Origin of the sequence: Neisseria sp. 27098_8_112 (assembly GCF_041433235.1) — a bacterium.
GTDB lineage: Bacteria > Pseudomonadota > Gammaproteobacteria > Burkholderiales > Neisseriaceae > Neisseria.
The window spans coordinates 283,403-303,384 of the sequence record NZ_JAPWBB010000001.1 but is presented as its reverse complement, the minus strand read 5'-3'; the positions used below and the strand labels follow the sequence as shown (position 1 = coordinate 303,384).

26 protein-coding genes are annotated in these 19,982 nt (G+C 49.1%); 11 read left to right on the top strand and 15 right to left on the bottom strand.

The annotated features are described in order from the left end of the window. Window positions 1–6: 6 nt before the first annotated feature. From O3682_RS01465 to O3682_RS01400, 14 genes are all read right to left on the bottom strand, one after another. Window positions 7–426, bottom strand: a complete 420-nt coding sequence (locus O3682_RS01465; RefSeq protein ID WP_371508104.1) for a hypothetical protein — start codon at window positions 424–426, stop codon at window positions 7–9. Next, window positions 407–709, bottom strand: a complete 303-nt coding sequence (locus O3682_RS01460; RefSeq protein ID WP_371508127.1) for a head-tail joining protein — start codon at window positions 707–709, stop codon at window positions 407–409. The genes O3682_RS01465 and O3682_RS01460 overlap by 20 nt, the downstream gene beginning before the upstream one ends. Continuing rightward, a complete protein-coding gene (locus tag O3682_RS01455) occupies window positions 702–974 on the bottom strand; it encodes a hypothetical protein (RefSeq protein ID WP_371508103.1) in 273 nt (90 codons plus the stop codon). Before O3682_RS01455 ends, O3682_RS01460 begins: the two co-directional genes overlap by 8 nt. A 58-nt stretch (window positions 975–1,032) precedes the next feature. Next, window positions 1,033–2,925 carry a phage major capsid protein gene (locus O3682_RS01450; RefSeq protein WP_371508102.1) on the bottom strand — a complete coding sequence of 631 codons (1,893 nt, stop codon included), beginning with the start codon at window positions 2,923–2,925 and terminating at the stop codon, window positions 1,033–1,035. Further along, the gene (locus O3682_RS01445; RefSeq protein ID WP_371508101.1) at window positions 2,906–4,468 is read right to left on the bottom strand and encodes a phage portal protein; all 1,563 of its coding nucleotides are present in this window, start codon (window positions 4,466–4,468) and stop codon (window positions 2,906–2,908) included. Before O3682_RS01445 ends, O3682_RS01450 begins: the two co-directional genes overlap by 20 nt. An 8-nt stretch (window positions 4,469–4,476) precedes the next feature. Next, window positions 4,477–4,731, bottom strand: coding sequence for a DUF6148 family protein (locus tag O3682_RS01440; RefSeq protein ID WP_371508100.1), 255 nt, complete (start codon window positions 4,729–4,731; stop codon window positions 4,477–4,479). A 2-nt stretch (window positions 4,732–4,733) separates the two neighbouring features. Then, on the bottom strand, window positions 4,734–4,940 hold the full coding sequence (locus tag O3682_RS01435; RefSeq protein ID WP_371508099.1) for a hypothetical protein: 207 nt from the start codon (window positions 4,938–4,940) through the stop codon (window positions 4,734–4,736). Between the two features lie 51 nt (window positions 4,941–4,991). Further along, window positions 4,992–7,019: a phage terminase large subunit family protein gene (locus tag O3682_RS01430; RefSeq protein WP_371508098.1), complete on the bottom strand. Its 2,028-nt coding sequence runs from the start codon at window positions 7,017–7,019 to the stop codon at window positions 4,992–4,994. Next, window positions 6,979–7,470: a DUF1441 family protein gene (locus O3682_RS01425; protein WP_003757655.1), complete on the bottom strand. Its 492-nt coding sequence runs from the start codon at window positions 7,468–7,470 to the stop codon at window positions 6,979–6,981. The genes O3682_RS01430 and O3682_RS01425 overlap by 41 nt, the downstream gene beginning before the upstream one ends. 100 nt (window positions 7,471–7,570) lie before the next feature. Further along, the gene (locus O3682_RS01420) at window positions 7,571–8,233 is read right to left on the bottom strand and encodes a hypothetical protein (RefSeq protein WP_371508097.1); all 663 of its coding nucleotides are present in this window, start codon (window positions 8,231–8,233) and stop codon (window positions 7,571–7,573) included. A gap of 133 nt (window positions 8,234–8,366) precedes the next feature. Next, entirely contained in the window at window positions 8,367–8,762 is a 396-nt protein-coding gene (locus tag O3682_RS01415) for a hypothetical protein (protein WP_371508096.1), read from the bottom strand. 428 nt (window positions 8,763–9,190) lie between these two features. Then, window positions 9,191–12,052 carry a DUF5906 domain-containing protein gene (locus O3682_RS01410; protein WP_371508095.1) on the bottom strand — a complete coding sequence of 954 codons (2,862 nt, stop codon included), beginning with the start codon at window positions 12,050–12,052 and terminating at the stop codon, window positions 9,191–9,193. A gap of 141 nt (window positions 12,053–12,193) precedes the next feature. Then, complete coding sequence (locus O3682_RS01405; RefSeq protein ID WP_371508094.1) at window positions 12,194–12,799, bottom strand: KilA-N domain-containing protein; 606 nt, start codon at window positions 12,797–12,799, stop codon at window positions 12,194–12,196. 2 nt (window positions 12,800–12,801) lie between these two features. Then, a complete protein-coding gene (locus tag O3682_RS01400; protein ID WP_314273552.1) occupies window positions 12,802–13,029 on the bottom strand; it encodes a hypothetical protein in 228 nt (75 codons plus the stop codon). 102 nt (window positions 13,030–13,131) lie between these two features. Here O3682_RS01400 and O3682_RS01395 point away from each other — a divergent pair, with 102 nt between their 5' ends. The 10 genes from O3682_RS01395 to O3682_RS01350 all read left to right on the top strand — a co-directional run bounded on the left by O3682_RS01395 (window position 13,132) and on the right by O3682_RS01350 (window position 17,893). Continuing rightward, window positions 13,132–13,833 (top strand): LexA family transcriptional regulator, encoded by a 702-nt coding sequence (locus O3682_RS01395; protein ID WP_371508093.1) that lies wholly within the window; start codon window positions 13,132–13,134, stop codon window positions 13,831–13,833. 397 nt (window positions 13,834–14,230) lie between these two features. Continuing rightward, window positions 14,231–15,373, top strand: coding sequence for a HigA family addiction module antitoxin (locus O3682_RS01390; RefSeq protein WP_371508092.1), 1,143 nt, complete (start codon window positions 14,231–14,233; stop codon window positions 15,371–15,373). Beyond that, on the top strand, window positions 15,366–15,854 hold the full coding sequence (locus tag O3682_RS01385; RefSeq protein WP_371508091.1) for a hypothetical protein: 489 nt from the start codon (window positions 15,366–15,368) through the stop codon (window positions 15,852–15,854). The genes O3682_RS01390 and O3682_RS01385 overlap by 8 nt, the downstream gene beginning before the upstream one ends. Window positions 15,855–16,075: 221 nt before the next feature. After that, window positions 16,076–16,315 (top strand): helix-turn-helix transcriptional regulator, encoded by a 240-nt coding sequence (locus tag O3682_RS01380; RefSeq protein WP_049349602.1) that lies wholly within the window; start codon window positions 16,076–16,078, stop codon window positions 16,313–16,315. After that, a complete protein-coding gene (locus tag O3682_RS01375) occupies window positions 16,312–16,518 on the top strand; it encodes a hypothetical protein (RefSeq protein ID WP_049349604.1) in 207 nt (68 codons plus the stop codon). Before O3682_RS01380 ends, O3682_RS01375 begins: the two co-directional genes overlap by 4 nt. Window position 16,519: 1 nt before the next feature. Further along, a complete protein-coding gene (locus O3682_RS01370) occupies window positions 16,520–16,777 on the top strand; it encodes a hypothetical protein (protein WP_308538465.1) in 258 nt (85 codons plus the stop codon). After that, entirely contained in the window at window positions 16,778–17,062 is a 285-nt protein-coding gene (locus O3682_RS01365; RefSeq protein ID WP_049343814.1) for a hypothetical protein, read from the top strand. Beyond that, complete coding sequence (locus tag O3682_RS01360) at window positions 17,059–17,235, top strand: hypothetical protein (RefSeq protein ID WP_314273561.1); 177 nt, start codon at window positions 17,059–17,061, stop codon at window positions 17,233–17,235. Before O3682_RS01365 ends, O3682_RS01360 begins: the two co-directional genes overlap by 4 nt. A 3-nt stretch (window positions 17,236–17,238) precedes the next feature. Continuing rightward, entirely contained in the window at window positions 17,239–17,382 is a 144-nt protein-coding gene (locus O3682_RS01355) for a hypothetical protein (protein WP_371508090.1), read from the top strand. Next, complete coding sequence (locus O3682_RS01350; protein ID WP_371508089.1) at window positions 17,345–17,893, top strand: hypothetical protein; 549 nt, start codon at window positions 17,345–17,347, stop codon at window positions 17,891–17,893. The genes O3682_RS01355 and O3682_RS01350 overlap by 38 nt, the downstream gene beginning before the upstream one ends. 45 nt (window positions 17,894–17,938) lie before the next feature. On the opposite strand, the gene O3682_RS01345 is transcribed toward O3682_RS01350, so the two are convergent. Next, a complete protein-coding gene (locus O3682_RS01345; RefSeq protein WP_371508088.1) occupies window positions 17,939–18,688 on the bottom strand; it encodes a hypothetical protein in 750 nt (249 codons plus the stop codon). A gap of 354 nt (window positions 18,689–19,042) precedes the next feature. Between O3682_RS01345 and O3682_RS01340 the strand changes: the two genes are divergently transcribed. Further along, window positions 19,043–19,945, top strand: a complete 903-nt coding sequence (locus tag O3682_RS01340; protein ID WP_371508087.1) for a phage antirepressor N-terminal domain-containing protein — start codon at window positions 19,043–19,045, stop codon at window positions 19,943–19,945. Window positions 19,946–19,982 lie beyond the last annotated feature (37 nt).

The window sequence follows — 19,982 nt, the reverse complement described above, 5'->3', positions numbered from 1 at the left end:
CTGAAATCAGACTGCCGTATCAAAATAAATTGCCTGCCATCCTTGCTGATAATAGACGGTAACGGCTTCGCCGCTTTCGTCGGAATCGATATTCAGCAAATCAGGCACCAGATTTTCCAAATCACCAACACCCAAATCGGAATGTTCGGCAAACAACTGCCCAATCAAAGACAGCATCTCTTCCGCCAGTTCGTCCGCACCGGAAGCAGCCTGCACGCAAACCAACGTAACCAGCCGCACCGTATGCCGGTAGGTAGGCGGAAAATCAAACGTTTCCTGTTCGGTTCGGCGATTGTCAACGTACACCACAACACACGGCAACTGCGATTGCGCAGGCGCGAGACCACGCCCGGAATACACGCGCTGGAACTTCGTTTTCAGCACATCTGTCGCCGCATTGCGGATTTCAGTAAGTCGGCTTGTCATGTATTGCCCTCAATTGCACAACAACCATTCCGCAACCGTCAAAATCGGTTTCCGCCACCGTGTAACGTTTTCCGCGCACGGTAACGACCACCGACTTCACGTCTTCCGACAGGTCGTCTTCAGTAACGATGATTTGCGGGTCGGCATTGGCAACGGCAACGCCAAACCCGCTATCCGTCATAAATTCACGGTCAAATATCGCGTTTACCTCTTTACCGTCAATCATCACGGTTTCACCGAAATCAGCAGGATTGGTAAACACGTTCAGCGGCTCGTTAAACACTGCCGTCCTCACCGCCCTCACCGGATGCGTTACCGCCATCTTCAGCTTCGCCGCCATCAACACCAGAGGATTTAGTCTCTTTGGCAGGCGCTTCGCCGCCATCAGCACCAGAGGATTTAGCCTCTTTGGTAGGCGCTTCTGCCGCCCAACCTTCGCGGATATAGACAGCCGCCGCAGATTCGTCCACCGAATATTTTTTCCATGCGGCAAACATCTGTTCACCATCAAAAAAACTACGGGTCGGGATAATTTTGATTTTTGCCATTTTTTAATACCTCAATCAATAAGGTCGTCTGAAATTCAGACAACCTTGGGTTTCACAATCAAGCAGCCACGATGTCTTTGATGGCAGCAAAGGATTCGACATGACGGACGGCAATATCCACATCTTGCAACGTGGTGATGCGTACCGCGCCCGCAGTAGACTTGGTGTACGGATCAACAATCACATCCAAAACGCCCCAGTGCGCAATCATCAGATCAGACCAGTTACCAAAAATCAGCGGGCTGCATTTGTTGGCCGCCGTACCTTTGGTCAGGTTGGACGGAATTTGGTTTGATACCGCGCAACGGTAGCCGTTCAACGGCGTTGCGCCGTCCTGCCAGATGTAGCCGGACACGCTGTAGGCCTTCAGCTTGGTTTTCAGCAGACCGCGCACGCGGGCATTGGTGATGTATGCCAAATCACCGATGTCGGCATTGGCGGCGGCAATGGCACTTTCCAAAGCGACGATATGCTCCCATTCGGGCGCACCGCCGTTCGCATCGATTTCCACCGCGCCGATGCCGGCAGTGTTCAGGATGCCGGTCGGTGCGTTGCCGGTACCTTTGCCGTTGATGGCCGCCAAGTCGATACCCAGCATCATCGCTTTCAACAATTCGCTGCGGGCGAACTGTTCGGCAGACAGCGAGGATTGCAAAATGAATTTGCGGCTCAATTCGGTATTGGCGGTAACGGTTTTCGGTTTCAGGCTCATTTGTCCGAAAGTGGCGTTCGATTCGGACGCGCTGCCGTTTTCATCCACCCATTGGACGGTGTTGCCGGTCAGGTGTTTCGGAATAGTGATGTCGCCGACCAAGCCGTCCAGTACGGTAGCGCCCAACTGGGCAACGGCAAGTCGGTTGCGCAGCAGTTCGATAAACAAGTCTTCGCGGAAGTCGTTTTCGATGGCGTTGCCGCCGTTTGCCGCATTGCCTTTGCTGTAAGCTCGGGCAATCAAATCAGTCGGTACAAAGAAGCCTGCCGCTGCGCGACCATGCCGTTTTTCCAACTCTTCCGACACTTCGCGTTCCAAGCCTGCTTTGTCCCATTTGCCGGTTGCAGCGGCAGACATGGCGCGCAGAAGGGAAAATTCACGCTGTTCTTTATCAGTCATGCCGATTTCACCGGCAGTAACGGTCGGCTTCGTCTGCATGTTTGCCATGATGGCGGCGCGTAATTGGGCTTCACTACCGCCCTCTTTAATAACCTTTTCGGCTGCTTCGATACCGCCGTGGGCGGCGTAACTGCGACCAATGGCCAACAGTTCGGAAACGCGCGCGCGTTCGTTCTGCATACCGCGTTCGGCGGTGTTGTTGGTATCGGTTGATGCGGCGGCAGGGATTGCAGCGGCAGGAGTTTCCACCGTAGTGGGCGTTTGATTTTTATCCATGTTTCGATTTCCTTTTTCAGGGGTTGGGTTTACAGGGTTTTCAATAAATGGTTCCACCGATCTGCCGACACCAACTGTCGGGTCAGCCGGAACGGTTACAAAACTGATTTCATACGGCATCCAGCGGGTAACGATGTAACGGTAGTCCTCATCGTCAGCATCGGGATTGTCCAATACCATATGCTCCACTCGGTAGCCGACGCTGATATGGCGTAGGATGCCGTCTTGCACATCTTGGAATTTTTCCGTTGCCTTCGTACCGCTGCCAAAACGTACCAAGGCACGGCCGCGCTTGTCGGCATCAATCCAAGCACGTTCGATGACGCCGATTTGGTCGTCCCAGTCATGATTGAACAACACCGCGCCACCGTCGTTCAGACGACTTAAGTCAACGGCACCCGCCGCATGACTTAATACTTCATCGCCGAACCAGCGTTCTACCGGCTCTTCGCTGGAAAACGCCACTTCGACCGTCCGTTTTTCAACATCCACGCTTTCACGCTGAAACACGGCAAAGCGGCTCATTTGCTGCATTTGCGCCTTATCAGGCTTCATTTTCTTCATTCGGGTTATCCTCCGATTCCGGTTCTGCCGCCGATGCGGCCGGTTTTACGTCGGCAATGATTCCTTTTTCTGCCAACATCTGGTTTTCCTGTTCGATTTGGGTAATAACATCTTCAAAATCCAAACCCATTTCCGCGCAAATATCGCGGCGGGATTTGACCGTCAGCGCCACCGCCTCTTTATGCGCATTAATATCTTTCAGCGGGTCAACCCACGACCAGCGGCGCCCCTGCCAGTTGCAGGCCTTGAACTTGTCCAGCTTGCCGGCAGGCAGCGATTTGCCGGACGGCATCTTGATTGCGCCCATTAGCAACGCCGTCTTAATCCAGCGGTCGAATACGTCATACAAGAACGCTTCGGCAAACCAGTTTTGCAATGTCATCCATGTATCGCGCTCCTCCAGCGTCCCGCTGCGGATACTGGAAAAGTTCACGCCCTCAAGGTCGTTCGCTAAACTGTGATAAGCCACGTTCAAACCGCTGGCGATACCGCGCAGGCTGGCTTTGACGAATGCGTCGTAATTGGCGTGGGGGTAATCCGGGTCGAACGGCGTAAAGTCGTAACCCTGCGGCAGTTCGTGGAACGTACCCGGCTCGACCGAATCGATTAAATCGATGCTGCCGCGCCCGTTATCGACTTCTTGCCCGTCAATCGGCGGCATGAAGTTGTCGGCGTCTTCCGTCTGTTTGAAAAAGCCCATTTTCGATGCGCCGACACGGGCAGCGATAATGGCCGCTTCCTGATAGCCCGACAGGTTTTGCAGGCCGATGATGGCCGAAGCCACCCACGGAAAGCCGCGCCGCTGCTCCGGGCGGTCGTGCAGGAAAATATGGCTGATTTGCTCTGCCGGCACCCGTTCACGTAAATTGCCCGTATTCGTCTGTCCGTATGATTCGCCCGGATGCGCCGTCCGCAGCCAGTACGCCACAGGACGGGAATAGCTGTTTAGCTCGACACCCATGCGCACGGCGTTGCGCCCGTTTTGCTGCGGAACGTTGTATCCCGTATCCAAACGGTCAATATCCAGCACCTGCAACGCATAGCCGTAATCATTGTCAAACCCTGAAATATGACGAATCAGCACTTCGCCGTCCCGCGCCACGCTGCGAATCAGCAGCCGTTGCAGGTCGGTAAAAGACATCTGGCCGGTAACGTCGCACACGCCGCGCCTTGCCCAGCGTGAAAACGCTGCCTCGATGGCCTTGTTCGCCAAGGCATCGGGCTTGTCGGCGTTATCCAGCAAAACACGCATTTGCAGGGTAAAACCGTCGCGCCCGATAACGTTGCTTTCGACCATGTTCAAAAACTTGCGCATGTAGTCGTTGTCGCGAGCAAGGCTGCGGGCGCGGGCGCGCAGGCGGTCAAGGTCTGACCGCGCCAAAGCGTCCGCCGACCAGTTTTGCGGCTGCCATGAAGCCAGAGATCCGCCCGGACGCGCCCCTGCAAAGCTGCGGCGGGCTGTTTTCGGGACGGCTTCCCGCCTGCCGAACAAACGCGCAAAAAAACCGCGCTTTTGCGGCGCGGCATTTGATTGTTTTGCCATAGCTCATCCTAAAATCGCGTGATGATACGGCCTGAACGGCGCGGGGAAACACCCGCCGCCGCTTCCAGCCGCGTAATTTCCCGCTGCCAGAACCGTATCTGCTTCAACAAATCGGCAAGGCTGGAAAACTCCATTTCGCGGTCTTTGATTTTGTACCGCTTGGTCATGCCCCTGCCTGCCGCATGTTCCTTGTAGGCTTTCCGAAGGCTGTTCAGAATCTCTCGCGCTTCTTCAAGTTCTACCGCATAGTCATTACCGTTCATTTTCAGACGGCCTCTTTTGCATAAAATTTACTGACGCCTTGCTCAAAACGCTCTTCCACCACGCCTTCCTCAATCAGCGTATCAATATCGCGGCGGGCAAAAATCCAGCCGCTCCACTTCTGCTTTCCATACACCTCATTGGCGACACCGGCTGATGTGCAACCCGGATGCGTCCGAATGTGTGATAGAACCTGTTCTTTTTCATTCATAGTCAATACCGTATAAAGGCCGTCTGAAATCTGCTGTTCAGACGGCCTGAATCAATAATTGGTAACGAAGTTACCGCCCTTACGGCGTCTGGTTGCCGCAAAACCGCTGCCGCTGTCCGCCTTCGTTTTTTCCTGCACCTGTTCGGTGGGTTTCGGTTCGGCAAACAATTCCGACTGCAACAGCGCGTTTTCGTATAACGCCCATTTTGCCGCCGACATGGTATGCGTGCCGACCGAGCGGGCGGCGTGCAGGGCATAGACTTCGCAGTCCAATGCCTCGTTTCGTACACCGACCTTTTTCTGCCAAACCTTTTTGTGCTTGTTCATGCGGCTGGGTACTTTAACTTCGCTCAACAACTGGCCGCAGTAGTCGGCGCGGACATCTTTGTAAAAGTGCATCCGCCCCGCCCCGCTTCCTTCCAGATTGATGCGCGCATGCTCGTCTATCAGCAAGTCCTTCGCGCGCGATACGCCGACGCTGTACACCTGCACGCCGAATTTGTCGGCCTTGGTGTTTTTGTGCTTCAAGTCAATCGCCCGCGCCCGACTGAAAATCTCTTTATCGGGGTTGGTGCTGCCCTTGACCGCCATCACATTCACCGCTTTCACGCCACGGCAGCCGCGCACAAAGTGATACACCGCGTCGGAGGTATTGCCGTCCGAACTGTCTATCGATACCGCCGCGATTTTCATTCCCGCACCGGTTTCGTGCTTGTAGGCCGTCTGAAATATCATCTCAGCCAGTTTGCGCCACACGTCGGATTTGACGTCCACCGTGTTGCCGTGGATTTCGCCCCACCAAACCAGCCAGCTTTCCTCGCCGCGCCCCCATGCGCGGATGATGACTGCCAGCCGGTCATGTTGCACGTCCACGCCCATAGTCAGAATCAGGCCGCCGCGCGGAACGGTGTTTTCGGCGTAGTCTTCGCCGCGTTCTGCCAGGTCGTCTTCCTTCACGCCGTCATTGGTCATTTCGAACGGGATTCCGATGGACGAATTGACGAAGGCAATCATCGGCGATATATCGCCGTTGTCCGCTTCGTATTGCGCGGTCAACCATTTTTTCACCAGTTCGGAAAACACACTGCCGGGGAACGGGCTGTATAGCTCGTTCAGGTAAAAACCTGCCGTGCCGTGAAAAGGCGCGGTCGCCTGCCACCAACCGCGACGCACATTACGGTTTTTCTGCATGTCGTTCCACACCGCGCCGCAGTTCGGGCAGGTGTAATGCGCCGTTTCCGGCAGCTTTTTGCCGAAAACGGGATGGTTGCCGTTCGGGTCTTCGTTGCAAGAAAGGTAATCGAAGCTCAACACATGGGCTTCGCCGCATTCGTGGCACGGCACCATACCGACGCGCTTGTCCGACAACTCCATTTCGGCGGCAATTGTCGAGACGCCCGCAATAGTCGGCGTACCGCCTAATACGATTTTCGGTCGGCGGTAGGTTTTGGTACGCTCCTTCGCCAGCTTGATACTGTCGCCCTGACCGCGTAGGTTCAGGTTACAGTCGTCCGGCTCCTCCACGCACACAATCGGCACCGGCGACGATTTCACACTGGCGGGGCTGTTACTGCCCACCAGCTTCAGAAAACCGCCGGGGAATTTCTTGAACAACTGCCGCTGCCCTTGCGCACGGATACGGGTATCGACTTTCTCGCGCAAGGCGGGCGTCGCTTCGACCATCGGAACGAATTTTTCGTCCATGTACTCTTTAGCCGCCCCCTCTTTCGGGAACAGAACCAATATCGGACTGGGTTCGGCATCGATGGATTTGCCCAAAAAGTTACCCAGCACACCCGAAGTCCACGCCACTTGCGCCGATTTCTGGCAAACAACCACTTGCACGGACGGGTCGTCCAGCGCATCAAGCGGGCTGTTTTCCCATGCCAGATACGGCGTTACGTCCAAAACGTATTTGCCCGGTCGGGCGGCCTCTATGCTGGAAAGATAGCGGTACTTGTTCGCCCAGTCGCGGGTTTTAATCTTGCGCGGCGGCGCCCATTTCCGGCACGCCTGCCGCAACACCCGCGCCACCGTTTCAGCCATCCGCGCCTGCATGGTTGCGGCTGTCATCTCCATCGTTTTCTGCTCCGTAATTCGATAATTTTTCCAGCGCCCTGTTGATGTACGCCGCAATGGTATCAGGGTCTATTTCCACGCCCGACGTCGCCGTCAGTTCAGCCGCCAACTGCTCGGGCATTGTTAAAAATTCCGTCCGTGCCGCTAAAACATGGTCGCCCCATGCGCGCTCAAACATCGCGGCCGGCGCAAGCTGTCCTAATTTTTCGTCCCGCTCCAATTCAGCCAATTCAGCCTTCACCCTATCCAGCCGATCGCGCGGCTTTTCCTTGTTCAGCCGTTCCAGTTCCCGCTGAAACATCCAGCGGATAACCGCAACGGTATCGTATTCATTCGCAAGCCCGTTTTTATCTGCATAGGCCGCCACCGGCAAGCCTTCTTTCTGCCAGTTGGTCAAAGCCTGTTCCGTAACGCCGACAATATCGGCAAGCTGTCTTTTATTCACTTTCATGTCAGTTCCTCATTAACCCAGCAAGCAACCCATACAAACCTGTCGCTTAACAGAAATCGCGGCTCGAATTACCCGCGTGGCTGAAAGTCCAGGAAGTACCTTATCGGGCTGTGGCGAATGCTTTTTCGAGTTCTTCGGCAAAGACTGCCTGCTGATTACTGACGACAGCTTGTTCAGCAACCTCAAAATACCGGAGACGTTTTTCATACTGTGCCGCTGACACATACACAACCAAGGCTTTTACTTTTCTTTTTTGTCGTTTATAAATTCCCGGAGACAGTTTGCCGCGTCGTTTAAGTAGGGCGAAATGCGTACCGTCGTTCAATCCGCGCACCATTGCCCGAAACGCAGCCAGCGTGATATTGCCGAAACGGTCAAGCCTTACCGCATCTGACGGCACAATCCGATACCCCGTGGGCATCAATCCCCGCGAAACCAGAAACGCCTCGATACCTTTCGCCCGACGGCTTCCACCATAAATTTGCGCCGTCAGATATTTGCCCGCGCTTCTATCCTTTGCACCGTCCTTGAAATCGACCACGGCGGTCAATTCCTCCTTGGTTGCATACTGTCTGACAAACAGACTGTTCAACGTCCACGGCTTCGGGTTAAAGAACGAATCCCTCATTTCATCTTGCAGATTGCCGATTGCCTGTGCAGCAAGTTTGTTCACCGCATTTTTAGCGGCAAACGGGACTTGTCGGCGTTGGACATCATCCAAGCGTGCGACCATTTTGCTGACATCGACACGAATTGCCGGCATGACATCTCCAAAAGAAAGGCCGTCTGAATGGCGGTTCAGACGGCCTATACGGGTAATGACAATAAAAAACTGTGGTCTCGTTACGCACGTAAACCACAGTTTGTCATAATTAAACATTAAATGTTACAACCCGTCAAGACAACTTTCTCAATAAAAATGCAATTTCAGGATTGGCCTCAAGTTTCTTGATTGTCCGGTGCAATGTTACACGGTAGTTTTGATGACTGACAACCGCCCCACACTGCTGCGATACATTAGCCGCTTTTTCCAACTGACTACCAACCGTTAAAAACTCAACCCGCACCACCGCCGCGGGCACCGCCGACAACCTAGACACATACCGATCAACAGTCATCGCAACCGCATCGCCATCAATACCATATGGGATTTGCGAAAAAGCGTTTGAACTACCAGGCAACGACACCCCAGAAGCCATCAACGCATTTAATTTACTCGAACACCGACCTGAAGAATCAAACCGGCCTAAACACCAATCTGCCCAATATTCCAACAGTCCATTAATTGTCATTCAATCCTGTATCAATCTCGCCATACAGTTACCCTGTAGCCCCATCAATTAACGCAGAGCTTTGTTTTATATGAATGAAATTATATCAAACCAAGCAACAACAACCAACAAAAATTAGATTGTCCACATTTTTCAAAATTTTTATCTGGTTTGTCCATACTTGTCCAGGGTGTTGTCCATAGCAAAAGCCTTATATTTATTAGTTTGTCCAGTTTGTCCATACTTTTTAAGTAAGTCCGTATGTGGAAGTAAAAAATAAAAATAAAAAACCATGTATACACAAAAAAGCGCGTAATGAAAAAATCATTACGCGCGTATAAGGTTTTGACCTATGGACAATCTGGACAAACTGGACAAACCACGGTTTATAAGGCTTTCAGAAGACCCCATAATATGGACAAACCATCAAAAATATGGACAAACCAAAATTACAACGACAACTTTTCTAAAATGCGGCTAAATTCCGCCACCTGATTGCCGTAATAATCCATCTTACTGACAGCATCCTCCGAATCACGGGCAGTATTATCTGTGTTGGGCTGTGGGAAGAGCTGCTGCATTTCCGGGCGCAACCAATTATGTGGCACCACAAAGATACGCAACCGCTTCTTGTCATATCCATTCATTCTAACCCAAGTTCTCACATCTTGTAAGCGCTTGGCCATATTTGAATAAAAATTCTTCTGGGTCATACTAAAAGTCTTAGTATCGTAGCACCATTTCTTGTAAACCTTCCACAAATCCGCCGCTGCACAAGTAATAAAGGGCACATCAATATCACCATTATACCAATCATCCAAAAACGCCTCCCAGCCCGGCTTATTCAGATTAATCATTCGGCGTTTAATCGGTGTCATCAACGGCTTAGAATGCGGATTAAACGGTACACGCTCCCCCTGATCATTGGTGTACATCAACGGCAAAGCACATAAAAACGCAGCAAATTCCTCAATACCGCCATTTTTCAATTCTGCATCCAAATTAGCATACATATCATCCGTGAATTTCCGACTACAACCTGATACCATAAAACGACGGTCATTTGATTCAATCGGTATCGAACGCTCATCATTCGAAAAAATGATATACGAATTATAATCCGAATGTTTTTCAGCATCGCGCCCTTTGCGCTCCACCATAATCACATCACTCGTAATCATATTTTTAAGCTTACCGATGATATTCATCCGCTCATCAGACGGACTAATCTCTTCAAAAATTGTAACCAACGCAAACAACAAAACCGCATTAAAGCGAGATTCCAGCGCATTTTGGTCAAGTTGGCGCAAATAATCACCAAACAAACCCTTAACAACACGCTCACCGAACGTCGATTTACCCACCCCCTGAGTTTCAGAGATGAAAACCAAAGCTGTTGCAGGCTTACGTTCAGGCCAGAGGAAGCGGCAAGCCAACCAATTCAAAACCCACTCAACAGATGCATCAGCCTTATTACCATTGCCGGCACATAAATTTTCAATCAAGCCAATGATATGCTTACACCCGGGGAAACGCGCCTTCAAATCATCAATCGACACATCCTTGGCCGTCTCAACCTCCGGAAAAACCGCAGGCACAGGTAAACCACGAAACATATTGATATAATTGACTAAATTATCATCATTAAACGATACTCCACACGGCAAATCAGGCTCAAAAACATAATTTGAGATCGGGCATACCATTCGTGCCGGAGATTTCAACCAATCATCAAACTGCTCCGGCCACGCCGCCTTTACCGCCGCCAATGACACAACCGAATCCAACTTAATATCAAAAGCATCAGTTGTCCCATCCAAATAAATATAGCGGTTAATCATATCCGCAAACATATCATCAATCTTGGCCAACGCCTCCAACTTCAACCGCTTACCAATGATTTCAGCCTCAAATTCCTCAACCTTTTGCCGTTTAGCCTTATAAGACCAACCAAGCACCGCCTCTTTGCCGAAAATCTTGCCCAACTGACGAAAACTAAAAATTTCCCCTGTTTTCAAAGAGATAACACGCTCCTTCAAACCGACTTGAGCAAAATTATCCATCAATTCCTGCATGACCAAACCTTCACGGCTACCCACAGACGAATGATCAACATCCGCCCCCGCGCCGCCCCCTTGGTCTTGTGGGTGCGGTGCATCGCACCCACTCATATTATCAGAAGGGCGCGGGAAGATTGCCGGGTCGGAATCATCCACAAAAGGATACGTCCGCAAAGCGGACATCACCGCCCGAACACTGGTAAGCGGCTCAGTATCCACCAACACATCAGCAATATCGTAACCACTTGGCCAAACGCCAGGACGTGGAATATCCGCGATTTCGACCGAACAGCCCAAATCAACCAATACCGCCGCAATACCCAACATCGCCGCCATACCCGGCTGTTCCAAATAATCCAAATACGGCATATCCCATTCGCTCAAACCCTCCTCAGCATCTTTTTTGGAACGTTTTCGGCGCTGACTATCACAATCCGGCCAACACACCACCCTACGGCCGGCAAGCGGCTGCCAGTTAGATTTTTTCCAACCATTTGCACCACCGTGCCAAGATACCGCAACATAATCAGCCAAATCATGGCAATTTGCTGCCGCGTCCCGACATTTCTCCCCCTCGACCAACAAAACAGGCGCATTCGGGCGGCGTGCCAAATCATCCAAACCATACAACGGCAAAGGCTCAAGCACACGACGATTCCGCCATTCCTGCTCGCCCTTGCCATTCTGGCACCATGCAAACGGCAGGTCTTCCTTATGCCCGTCAGTACCTATAAAACGCTGGATAACCATCACCGGACGGCCCTGCTCGTCACGATAAACTGCCTGCCGGTCAACCCTCTTATCCCTAGCGCGGAATTTAAACGACGACGAACCACGCAAAAAGCCCAATTTCGCCTCATCCACCGGCACAATCGGCGTCCACGTTTCCCGCGACCGACCAGATTTACCATAGTTCGGAGTACCATCCCAAAGAACACGCTCCACCGGCTCAAAGCCACCTATATTCAAACGTTCGGCCACAGCACGAAGCGCATCGCCCTGATTGCCATGCGTAAACAAATAAGCATAAAGGCTGATCAGATCCCCGCCGGCATCATCAGTCGCATAATCAGCCCATGCGCCCGAATGCGTATTCACCGCAAATGAACCCAAATGACGGTCCGCGCGTGTCGGATTCAGCGCAAAAAACTCATGCCCCTTATACTTGCCACCGGGCAACCATTCCGCAAGCAAATTATCCACCGCATTCAAAGCAGCATCAGCAACAGATTTAAAGTCTAATTTATTCATTTCAGACGGCCTTATACAAAATTTAGGCGTAAAAAAAGCCTGCCCCCCCCCCTCTAATGGAAAAGGCAGGTGGAAAAACATCCCGACATGGCGTATCGGAATCAGGGGTATTTCAAGACACAGTCACCAAAGGCGACAGAATTAACGCAACGCCAAGCCGGCACCGCCGCCCTCAGCTTCCAAATCAGCCCAAAACCTTAACCAAGGCTGGGCACGCGCAATTTTGAAATCCAGCGAACGGCGCTCCAAAGCCAACTGCGACGCCAGCTTGCGCGCCTCATCGGCAGTACGCGGCACCGACAACTCAAACGGAATCACCGATGGCGGCAGCTGGTTCGGACAAACCGCCGATGCAGCCGTCCGACCCGATACCAACGCATCAAAAGCACGGACAACCTGAAGATGGAATTTCGGACTAATCCACATCGCATAGCTGTAAACCAACTCACGGCAGGCGAAAGTCCCTTGATTTTTTCCAAAACCTTTAATGGTTTTAATAAGTGGTTGATTTTTCATTGAACCCCATATCTGGGGTTCACTAAGTGGTTGATTTTTCATTGAACCACATATCTGTGGTTCACTTTGTTCAAACTCCAACTCTCGAATGAGTTCAGATGTTTGCAATAATCTAAGCCACAGATAAGGCTCATATCGTTTTTCACCGCCCGAAGCCTTATGCAAATCATTCAGGCAATACAAACCATCTGTAAGGCGAATGGTCTTATCGGCAATTACAATTTCATTCATTTTTAATCCCAAACATAATTTGCAAAATCATTAGGTCGCAGTTCTTGAGGTGTCATCACACCTTTTTGAGCAACTTTCTTAGAAATTAAAAAACCAAATGGCCTTCTTAACGACATCCGCTTACGCATATAACCAAGACTAGTTCCACAATCGAAAGCAAATTTCACTCTCTCTTCCTTGCTTAAACCTTTTAAATACAAACGTAGCGGGCTGAAATCAATTTCTTTCATACAACTCCCTTCTTAAATTTCCGCCATTTTACCTATAGGTAAATATAAAATCAATACCCATAGGGAATTTACCTCAAGGTATAAAGAAAGGAAAATAAAAAAATGGATAAATATGAATACCGCAGACTTCGTCTGCTTGAACTTAAAGATAAAAAATGTGACGGCAAAATAAGCGAACTAGCCGATAAGCTAGACCGCTCGGCTTCTTATGTATCTCGGATGCTGTACGAAAAAGACAATCCGCATAGAAAACGGATTGGGGATGATATGCTTGATATAATTACATCAGCATTTAATGTAAGCAAAGCATGGCTTGATGGAGAAGACAGCCAAACAATAGGTAGTATTACCACTCAAAAAAATGACAGCACAACATTAAATCTATACGACGTAGCCGCATCTTGTGGACAAGGACACATTAACCCCGAATTCCCCGACCTCCTCCGGTCGATAGAATTACCCAATAGCGCCCTACAAGAATTGCTTGGCACAGCCAATCTGAAAAACGTCAGCCTATGTCCGCCCGACGGCGACAGCATGGAGCCGACCATACCGCGCCGATCCATTACCCTGATAAAAACCGACATCGCCGAATTTACCAACAGCGGCATATACCTGATTACCTTCCAAGGCTATACCTACATCAAAAGGCTCGCACGCGGGAAAGGCGGCGTTTTGCACGTCACATCCGACAATCCCGCCTACACAAAATCCAATTTTGATATATTGCCGGACGAATACGACCAATTAACCGTACACGGAAAATTCTGGAAAGTCCTCCCCCTCGACTTTTTAGACCTGTAATCCGGACATAATCACAAAAGGCCGTCTGTTGTCAGACGGCCATCTTAAAATCTAAATATTACAGATTTACACTAAGTGTAAATTTGATATAATAGGAAAATCTTAGAATGCAGCTAAAGTTTGAAACAAACTATTTATACTTGCTGTTCACCGACCCATATTTTCAGGATAAGCAGATAGGTGTAAAAGCAACAGGTGCATACAGGTTAATTGTGAACTATCTTTTGTCTGTACAGCGCATAACCGATTTGCACCAAGCTTCATTTTTAAACTTGTCGCCGTGTAATGACAGTTCAGGCCACTATTCCATAACCGTCAATTCAAAATGTAATTTAATTATCCACATAGAAAACGAACAAATCGTATTGCACCGACTAGAGTTAAAAGACCACCCAAAATGAATACACAAATTTTACCCGCTCAACCGATACACCCAGGACAAGTTCTAAAAGCCGAACTTTCCGCTAGAAATCTGACACAGTCAGATTTAGCAGAAATCATTCAACGACCCGCCAAAACCATAAACCAAATCATATCCGGCAAATTGGGCATCACCCCCGATACTGCCATGCAGCTGCATCAAGCATTGGGTATTTCTGCAGAAACATGGCTTAATCTTCAAGCCCGATTCCAGCTATCCCAACTCGAAGCCGACAAGTATCAAGAGATTCCGTTAAGAGCAGCCTTGTATCAGAACTATCCGATTAAAGAAATGGTAAAACGCGGCTGGATTTCTGCCGGCAAAACATTTGAAGAGTTAGAAAGTGCTGTAAAAAACTTCTTCAATCTCGAGACAATCAACCAAACACCGCAATTCCAATTTTCTGCCAAGCAAAACGCGGCTGCCTACCAACAAACAATCAGCACAACAAACTTGGCATGGCTTTTTAAAGTCAGACAGTTGGCAGCCGAACAACTGACAACGGGAAAATTCAGCAATGCGGCTGTAAAAAAAGCCATTGACGAATTGTCCGGTCTGCTTCGTTCGGCAGAAGAAGTCCGCCACGTTCCCAAAATACTGTCTGCATGCGGCATCCGATTAATCTTTGTCGAAAGCTTGCCCAACAGCAAACTGGATGCCGCCTGTTTTTGGCTGGACAATCAAAAGCCAGTTATCGGCATGACCTTGCGCTACGACCGCATAGACAATTTCTGGTTTACCCTCCGGCATGAATTGGAACACATCCTAAACGGAGACGGCAAAAACCAGGCTGTCATTGATGAAGATATCGGCATTCAGATTGACGGGCTACCCGAATCGGAACATTTGGCAAACAAAGCAGCGGCAGATTTTTGCGTCCCCGCCGCCAAACTTGACAGCTATATTGTCCGCGTAGGTGCCTATATTTTTTCCGAAAGGAAAATTATTGCCTTTGCAGGTGTCAATGAAATACACCCGGGCTTGGTGGTCGGGCAGCTTCACAACCGCACAGGAAAATATCAGCAATTGCGCAAACATCTTGTTCCGGTACGGAATTTCATTTTAAACGGCTCAACCTATGACGGCTGGGGTTTTGCAAATAGGAGTAATGATGAGTAACGCCACAAAAAAACAAATCACAGAAATCGTAGAACAATACAAACAGGCCAAAGGCATTGAAGACGGAAGAGTAGATGTTCATGATTTGGCAGGATGGGCATTGGACAACAAACTTTACCAGCCCAATATGCGCGATGAAATCCAGCTTGCCGCCAATACATTTTCACGCCACTTCAGAGAAGAGCTGCGCGCAGACCCTAAAGGACGCAGCTATCGTGCCAAACACGCGGTAAGAGAAAGTGTTAATGGCAAACAATTGACGCTATGGGCTGATTTAGATGACCCCAACGTCCCCGTAGAACATTTTCATAAAGCATTTTCACAGCGCCGACAACAAATTGTCGGAGATTGTGTCCAGCTTAAAACCGACGTTGACGTATGCAATGATAAAAAAGGCAGTGATATTCCACTTTCTCTCAACTTTGAAGACGACGTAGCAGAAGCTGAATATCTGCGTGACAATCCAGATGCTGCAGCCTAAGTAATATTTTTTACCAGCCCGCCACAAAGCGGGTTTTTCTTTTCCCTATACTTGGCCGTCTGAATATTCAGACGGCCTTTATTTATATAATATTTTCCCTGTAGGTAAAATAAATATCCAAAATAATCAATTAAATGTATTATTATTTACCCTTAGGTATTGTAATTAAATTTCCCCTTGGGTATTATCTCGACATCGAAGCAAAAACAAAGGAAACCGCCATGACTTCAGAAAAATATACCGACCGCGCCCTACGCGCCAAACAAGTCGCCGAAAAGCTGGGGGTCAGCATTCCCTTTGTCTGGGCGAAATGCAACCCCGACAACACCCGCTATGACGCCACTTTCCCCAAACCCTTCAAAATCGCCTGCAACGTAACAGTATGGCTTGAATCCAACATAGACGCATGGTTGGCCGCTCAAGCCGCAAAAACCAACAACCCAAAAGGAGCCGTCGCATGACTACCCAAGTCCAAGAAACCTACCTATTGCGGATTGACGTAAACGCTAACACCACAACCAACTATCTGACCTACTACAGCTGCATCATCCGCAACGAATCCGGCGAAAAACTCGTTAAAACCGGCGGACACCGCGAACCACAGCAAGCAGTCAAAACTGCATTAAAAGAATTAGTACAAACCATCCATTTAGGGAGCATGTGAAATGCAAAATAATTTAGAGATTAAAACAGGCCGAACCTATTCAGCCAAACGCCCAAAAATCATCCGCCTCCCCTTTGAAGGAGATTTTTATAACGATCGACAAGTTATTTATTTTGACGGCATCACTGTTCAATACGATAGCTTAGAAGTCAAACCCGGACAAAATTACCCCAAAGTCCCATTAGAAAAATTTCAAAAATGGGCAAATGAAGATATTACCGAAATTATGCCCAAAGGCTCATGGAGAAAGGCTGATTAAATGAAACGTAAAATCTACCGCACAAAATATGGCCGGCTCATGCTGAAAATTCAAACACAGCATCGCAATAACTACCAATCGATATTCGTGCTTAATATCCCGAATTCACATTTCGAAGCAAGTGGGACAGTTAAATCGATCAACTCCACATGGCAATTCAAATTTCCAAATCGCTCAAAGCAAGACCGAATTTTTAAAGCATTAACGCAAGACCGCGCCGAAATGGTTGCAGAATCATTAATGGACGCAATCCCCGATATTTTTAAGAAAGGCCGTCTGAAATGAAAATCCGATACACACTAATCATCGCCATCCTAGCCGCCGCGCTCGGTTATGGTTGCGCCCCAGCCATTGCCCACCACGAAAATACAGCCGCCCAAGAGTGCAATCCCGATCATGGCTGCATCGATTTTGACGCTCATCCCGAATTAATCGGCGGCGGCATCGTATACGAATAAAACATGCCCACCATCATTAAATTGGCCCTAATCATCATCCAAATCATCATCGAACGCATTATCCGCCATCGGTTCAGCTACTGGGCCGATGGCACACCAAGGAAACAGCATGCAAAAGAGAAAACGGCACCAACCCAAAACCTTTGACGGCATACCACCACACATGATAGCCATCATGAAAACCAGCCGTCGCAGCCTGACCGTCAACGAAATCGACAAAACCATTGGTCCACTACTGAAGTACATCGACCACCTGAAAGCAGGAACAGCCAACGAGACCGACTTATGGGCTGCATGCTGTACCAATTACCTCATGGTTGAATTAGTCCTCATCCTACAAAGTACCAAAATCCAAGCCGATGACACCGTACAAGAAATCGCCCGCATCAAACTAAGCATCGCCCGCGATTATTTTGTAAACCACGTCAGCGACACACTCGAAGCCCAACAAATCCGAAAAAACAACATTGGCCGCTTCGTAGCCACCGGCGACGAAATCAAAATACTCGAATCCGCCACCGAACAAGCAATCGAAATATTAAGCCTGGCCGACTACGGCCACTTAATCCAAGCCCACGCTCAAACCGCGCCGCTACTGAACAAACTAACCAACGACATAAACCACAGAAATCAAAAACAGCAACAAAAACCAAACTAATGACAACACAAAGGCCGTCTGTATGTTCAGACGGCCTGTTTAACCTTAAATCTTCTTAATACTTTCTTCCCACTGCAAACGCTCCTCCTCAATCGCCCGCTTTTCGGCCTCTTCTTTTTCCTTTTTCTCGTCCTGAAGCCTATTCTCTATTTTCTCCACTTCATCGGATACATTGCTGTCATAAACCATAACGGATATTGCATTATCAGGGCATCTTCTTCGATCATACAAATATAGTTTTCTCCCACTTAACGGATTTCCTGACAAATCATCTAAAAAGTTTTTGAATATGCCCGCATTCACGCCCTCTATGGAGGGTAATAAAATGATAAATCTCTTCGCCTCTTTTACATGAATGCAACTTGAGCTGTTTATCGCTTCTTCCTCGACAGATTCAATACCGTACTTATCCGTCAAAGCCTTAGCAATATGGAAAGCCTCATTCCTATCTTCAACAGCCCTTGCAACACCACCCATATCTCCAAGGTTATACGCATCAAGCGTATAATGTATTGCTATGTAGTACAACCTGCCTTGATGAAACTTCATCAATATTTCTGGAGCGGTAAAATCTTCGGTCAAAGCCAAATCTTCATACAACCATCCGTAAGACGACGGATAAAGATCATCTCCTTTCAAAAGCCTCGGTTTCTTACCCTGCTTCTTGGCAATCATTTGTTTGACGTACTGCTCGGAATCACCAATCTTCAAAAAACCGATACCGTCCACCAATGGTTGCGCAACCGTAGCAGCAGATACCAAACAACCAACTACCAAAGCTGCAAAGCGTTTCATCTTTACTTTTCCTTGCGTGATTTAATCGAATTTCATCATGCCAAATTATATTTCCCTTGACAAGCATTTTCTTTCTGCTTTACATTCCGATTCACGAGGTGTCGAAGCCTCTAAATAGTTCAGTTTTGTACAAGGCCGCATCACGGCGGAATCGTGATTTTTTTGCGTCCGTAGTTTTCTTGGTTTCCTTTAGTTTGTTTGTTTCGATACGCCAAGTTTCCTATGGCCGCGAGGGCGACTAATACAATACCCGCTTTGGCGGGGAATACGTCCACCCTAACCTTGTACAGGGCTTCGAACCTCGCGGCCGCCCGTTCCGGGCACACTCGAAAATTAAGTACAAGGAAACTTCAAATGAACCAAGTTCAAAACATCTCTTTCCACGGCCAAACCGTGCCTGTTTTTTCCCAAAATAACCAACACTACGTCGCCATGAAGCCGATCTGCGAAAACATCGGTTTGGACTGGGTATCACAACATAAAAAAATTCAGCGCAACTCTATTCTAAAATCACGAATGGTCATGATGACCATTCGTGGCGAAGATGGCCGACCCCGCGAAACTACCTGCCTACCCATCGAATACCTAAACGGCTGGCTGTTCGGGGTAGACGCAAAGCGCGTCAAACCCGAAATCCGCGAACGGCTATTACAATATCAAGATGAATGCTTCAAGGTTTTAAACGCCCATTTCAACAAACCCATCAACCCGCCGCGCATAGCCTTACCATCAGTGACCGACCAAATGCCCAACCGCAAAGAATTGGAACAGGTCGTCATGATGTTGGGCGACCGCCTGAAAGAAATCCACAACTGGGGCAGTAGCAATTTGGACAGCTATATCGAACGTCAGGCAGGGAAACCCTTAAACCGCTGTACTTATCAAGAAATCGTCGCCCTTATCCGCCGCATGCACCGCGATACGCAGGACCCATCAGGCCGCCCGATTGTGAAAGGCTCGGCAACCACAAATAGAATCAACAGCGAAACCCTGCCCGATGCCGTCAACACAATGGAAACGTCCAATAGCCTAATTCTGTCTGCTGTGGCCGCAACAATGAAAGGCGGCACAAAATGGCGTAACAAAGCCAATCAGGCACTATACGAAGCAGCCAATCTACATGAAGTGCTGCTAAACATCCTGGAAGGAAAACGCTACCGAAACGAATGCCCAGACATCACGGAAACACAAATCGTTACCGCATTGATGGAGGCAGGAAGGCAGCACAACTTTATCAGCTTCCTGATTACTGAATAAATAATACAGCACAGGCCGTCTGAAATTTCAGACGGCC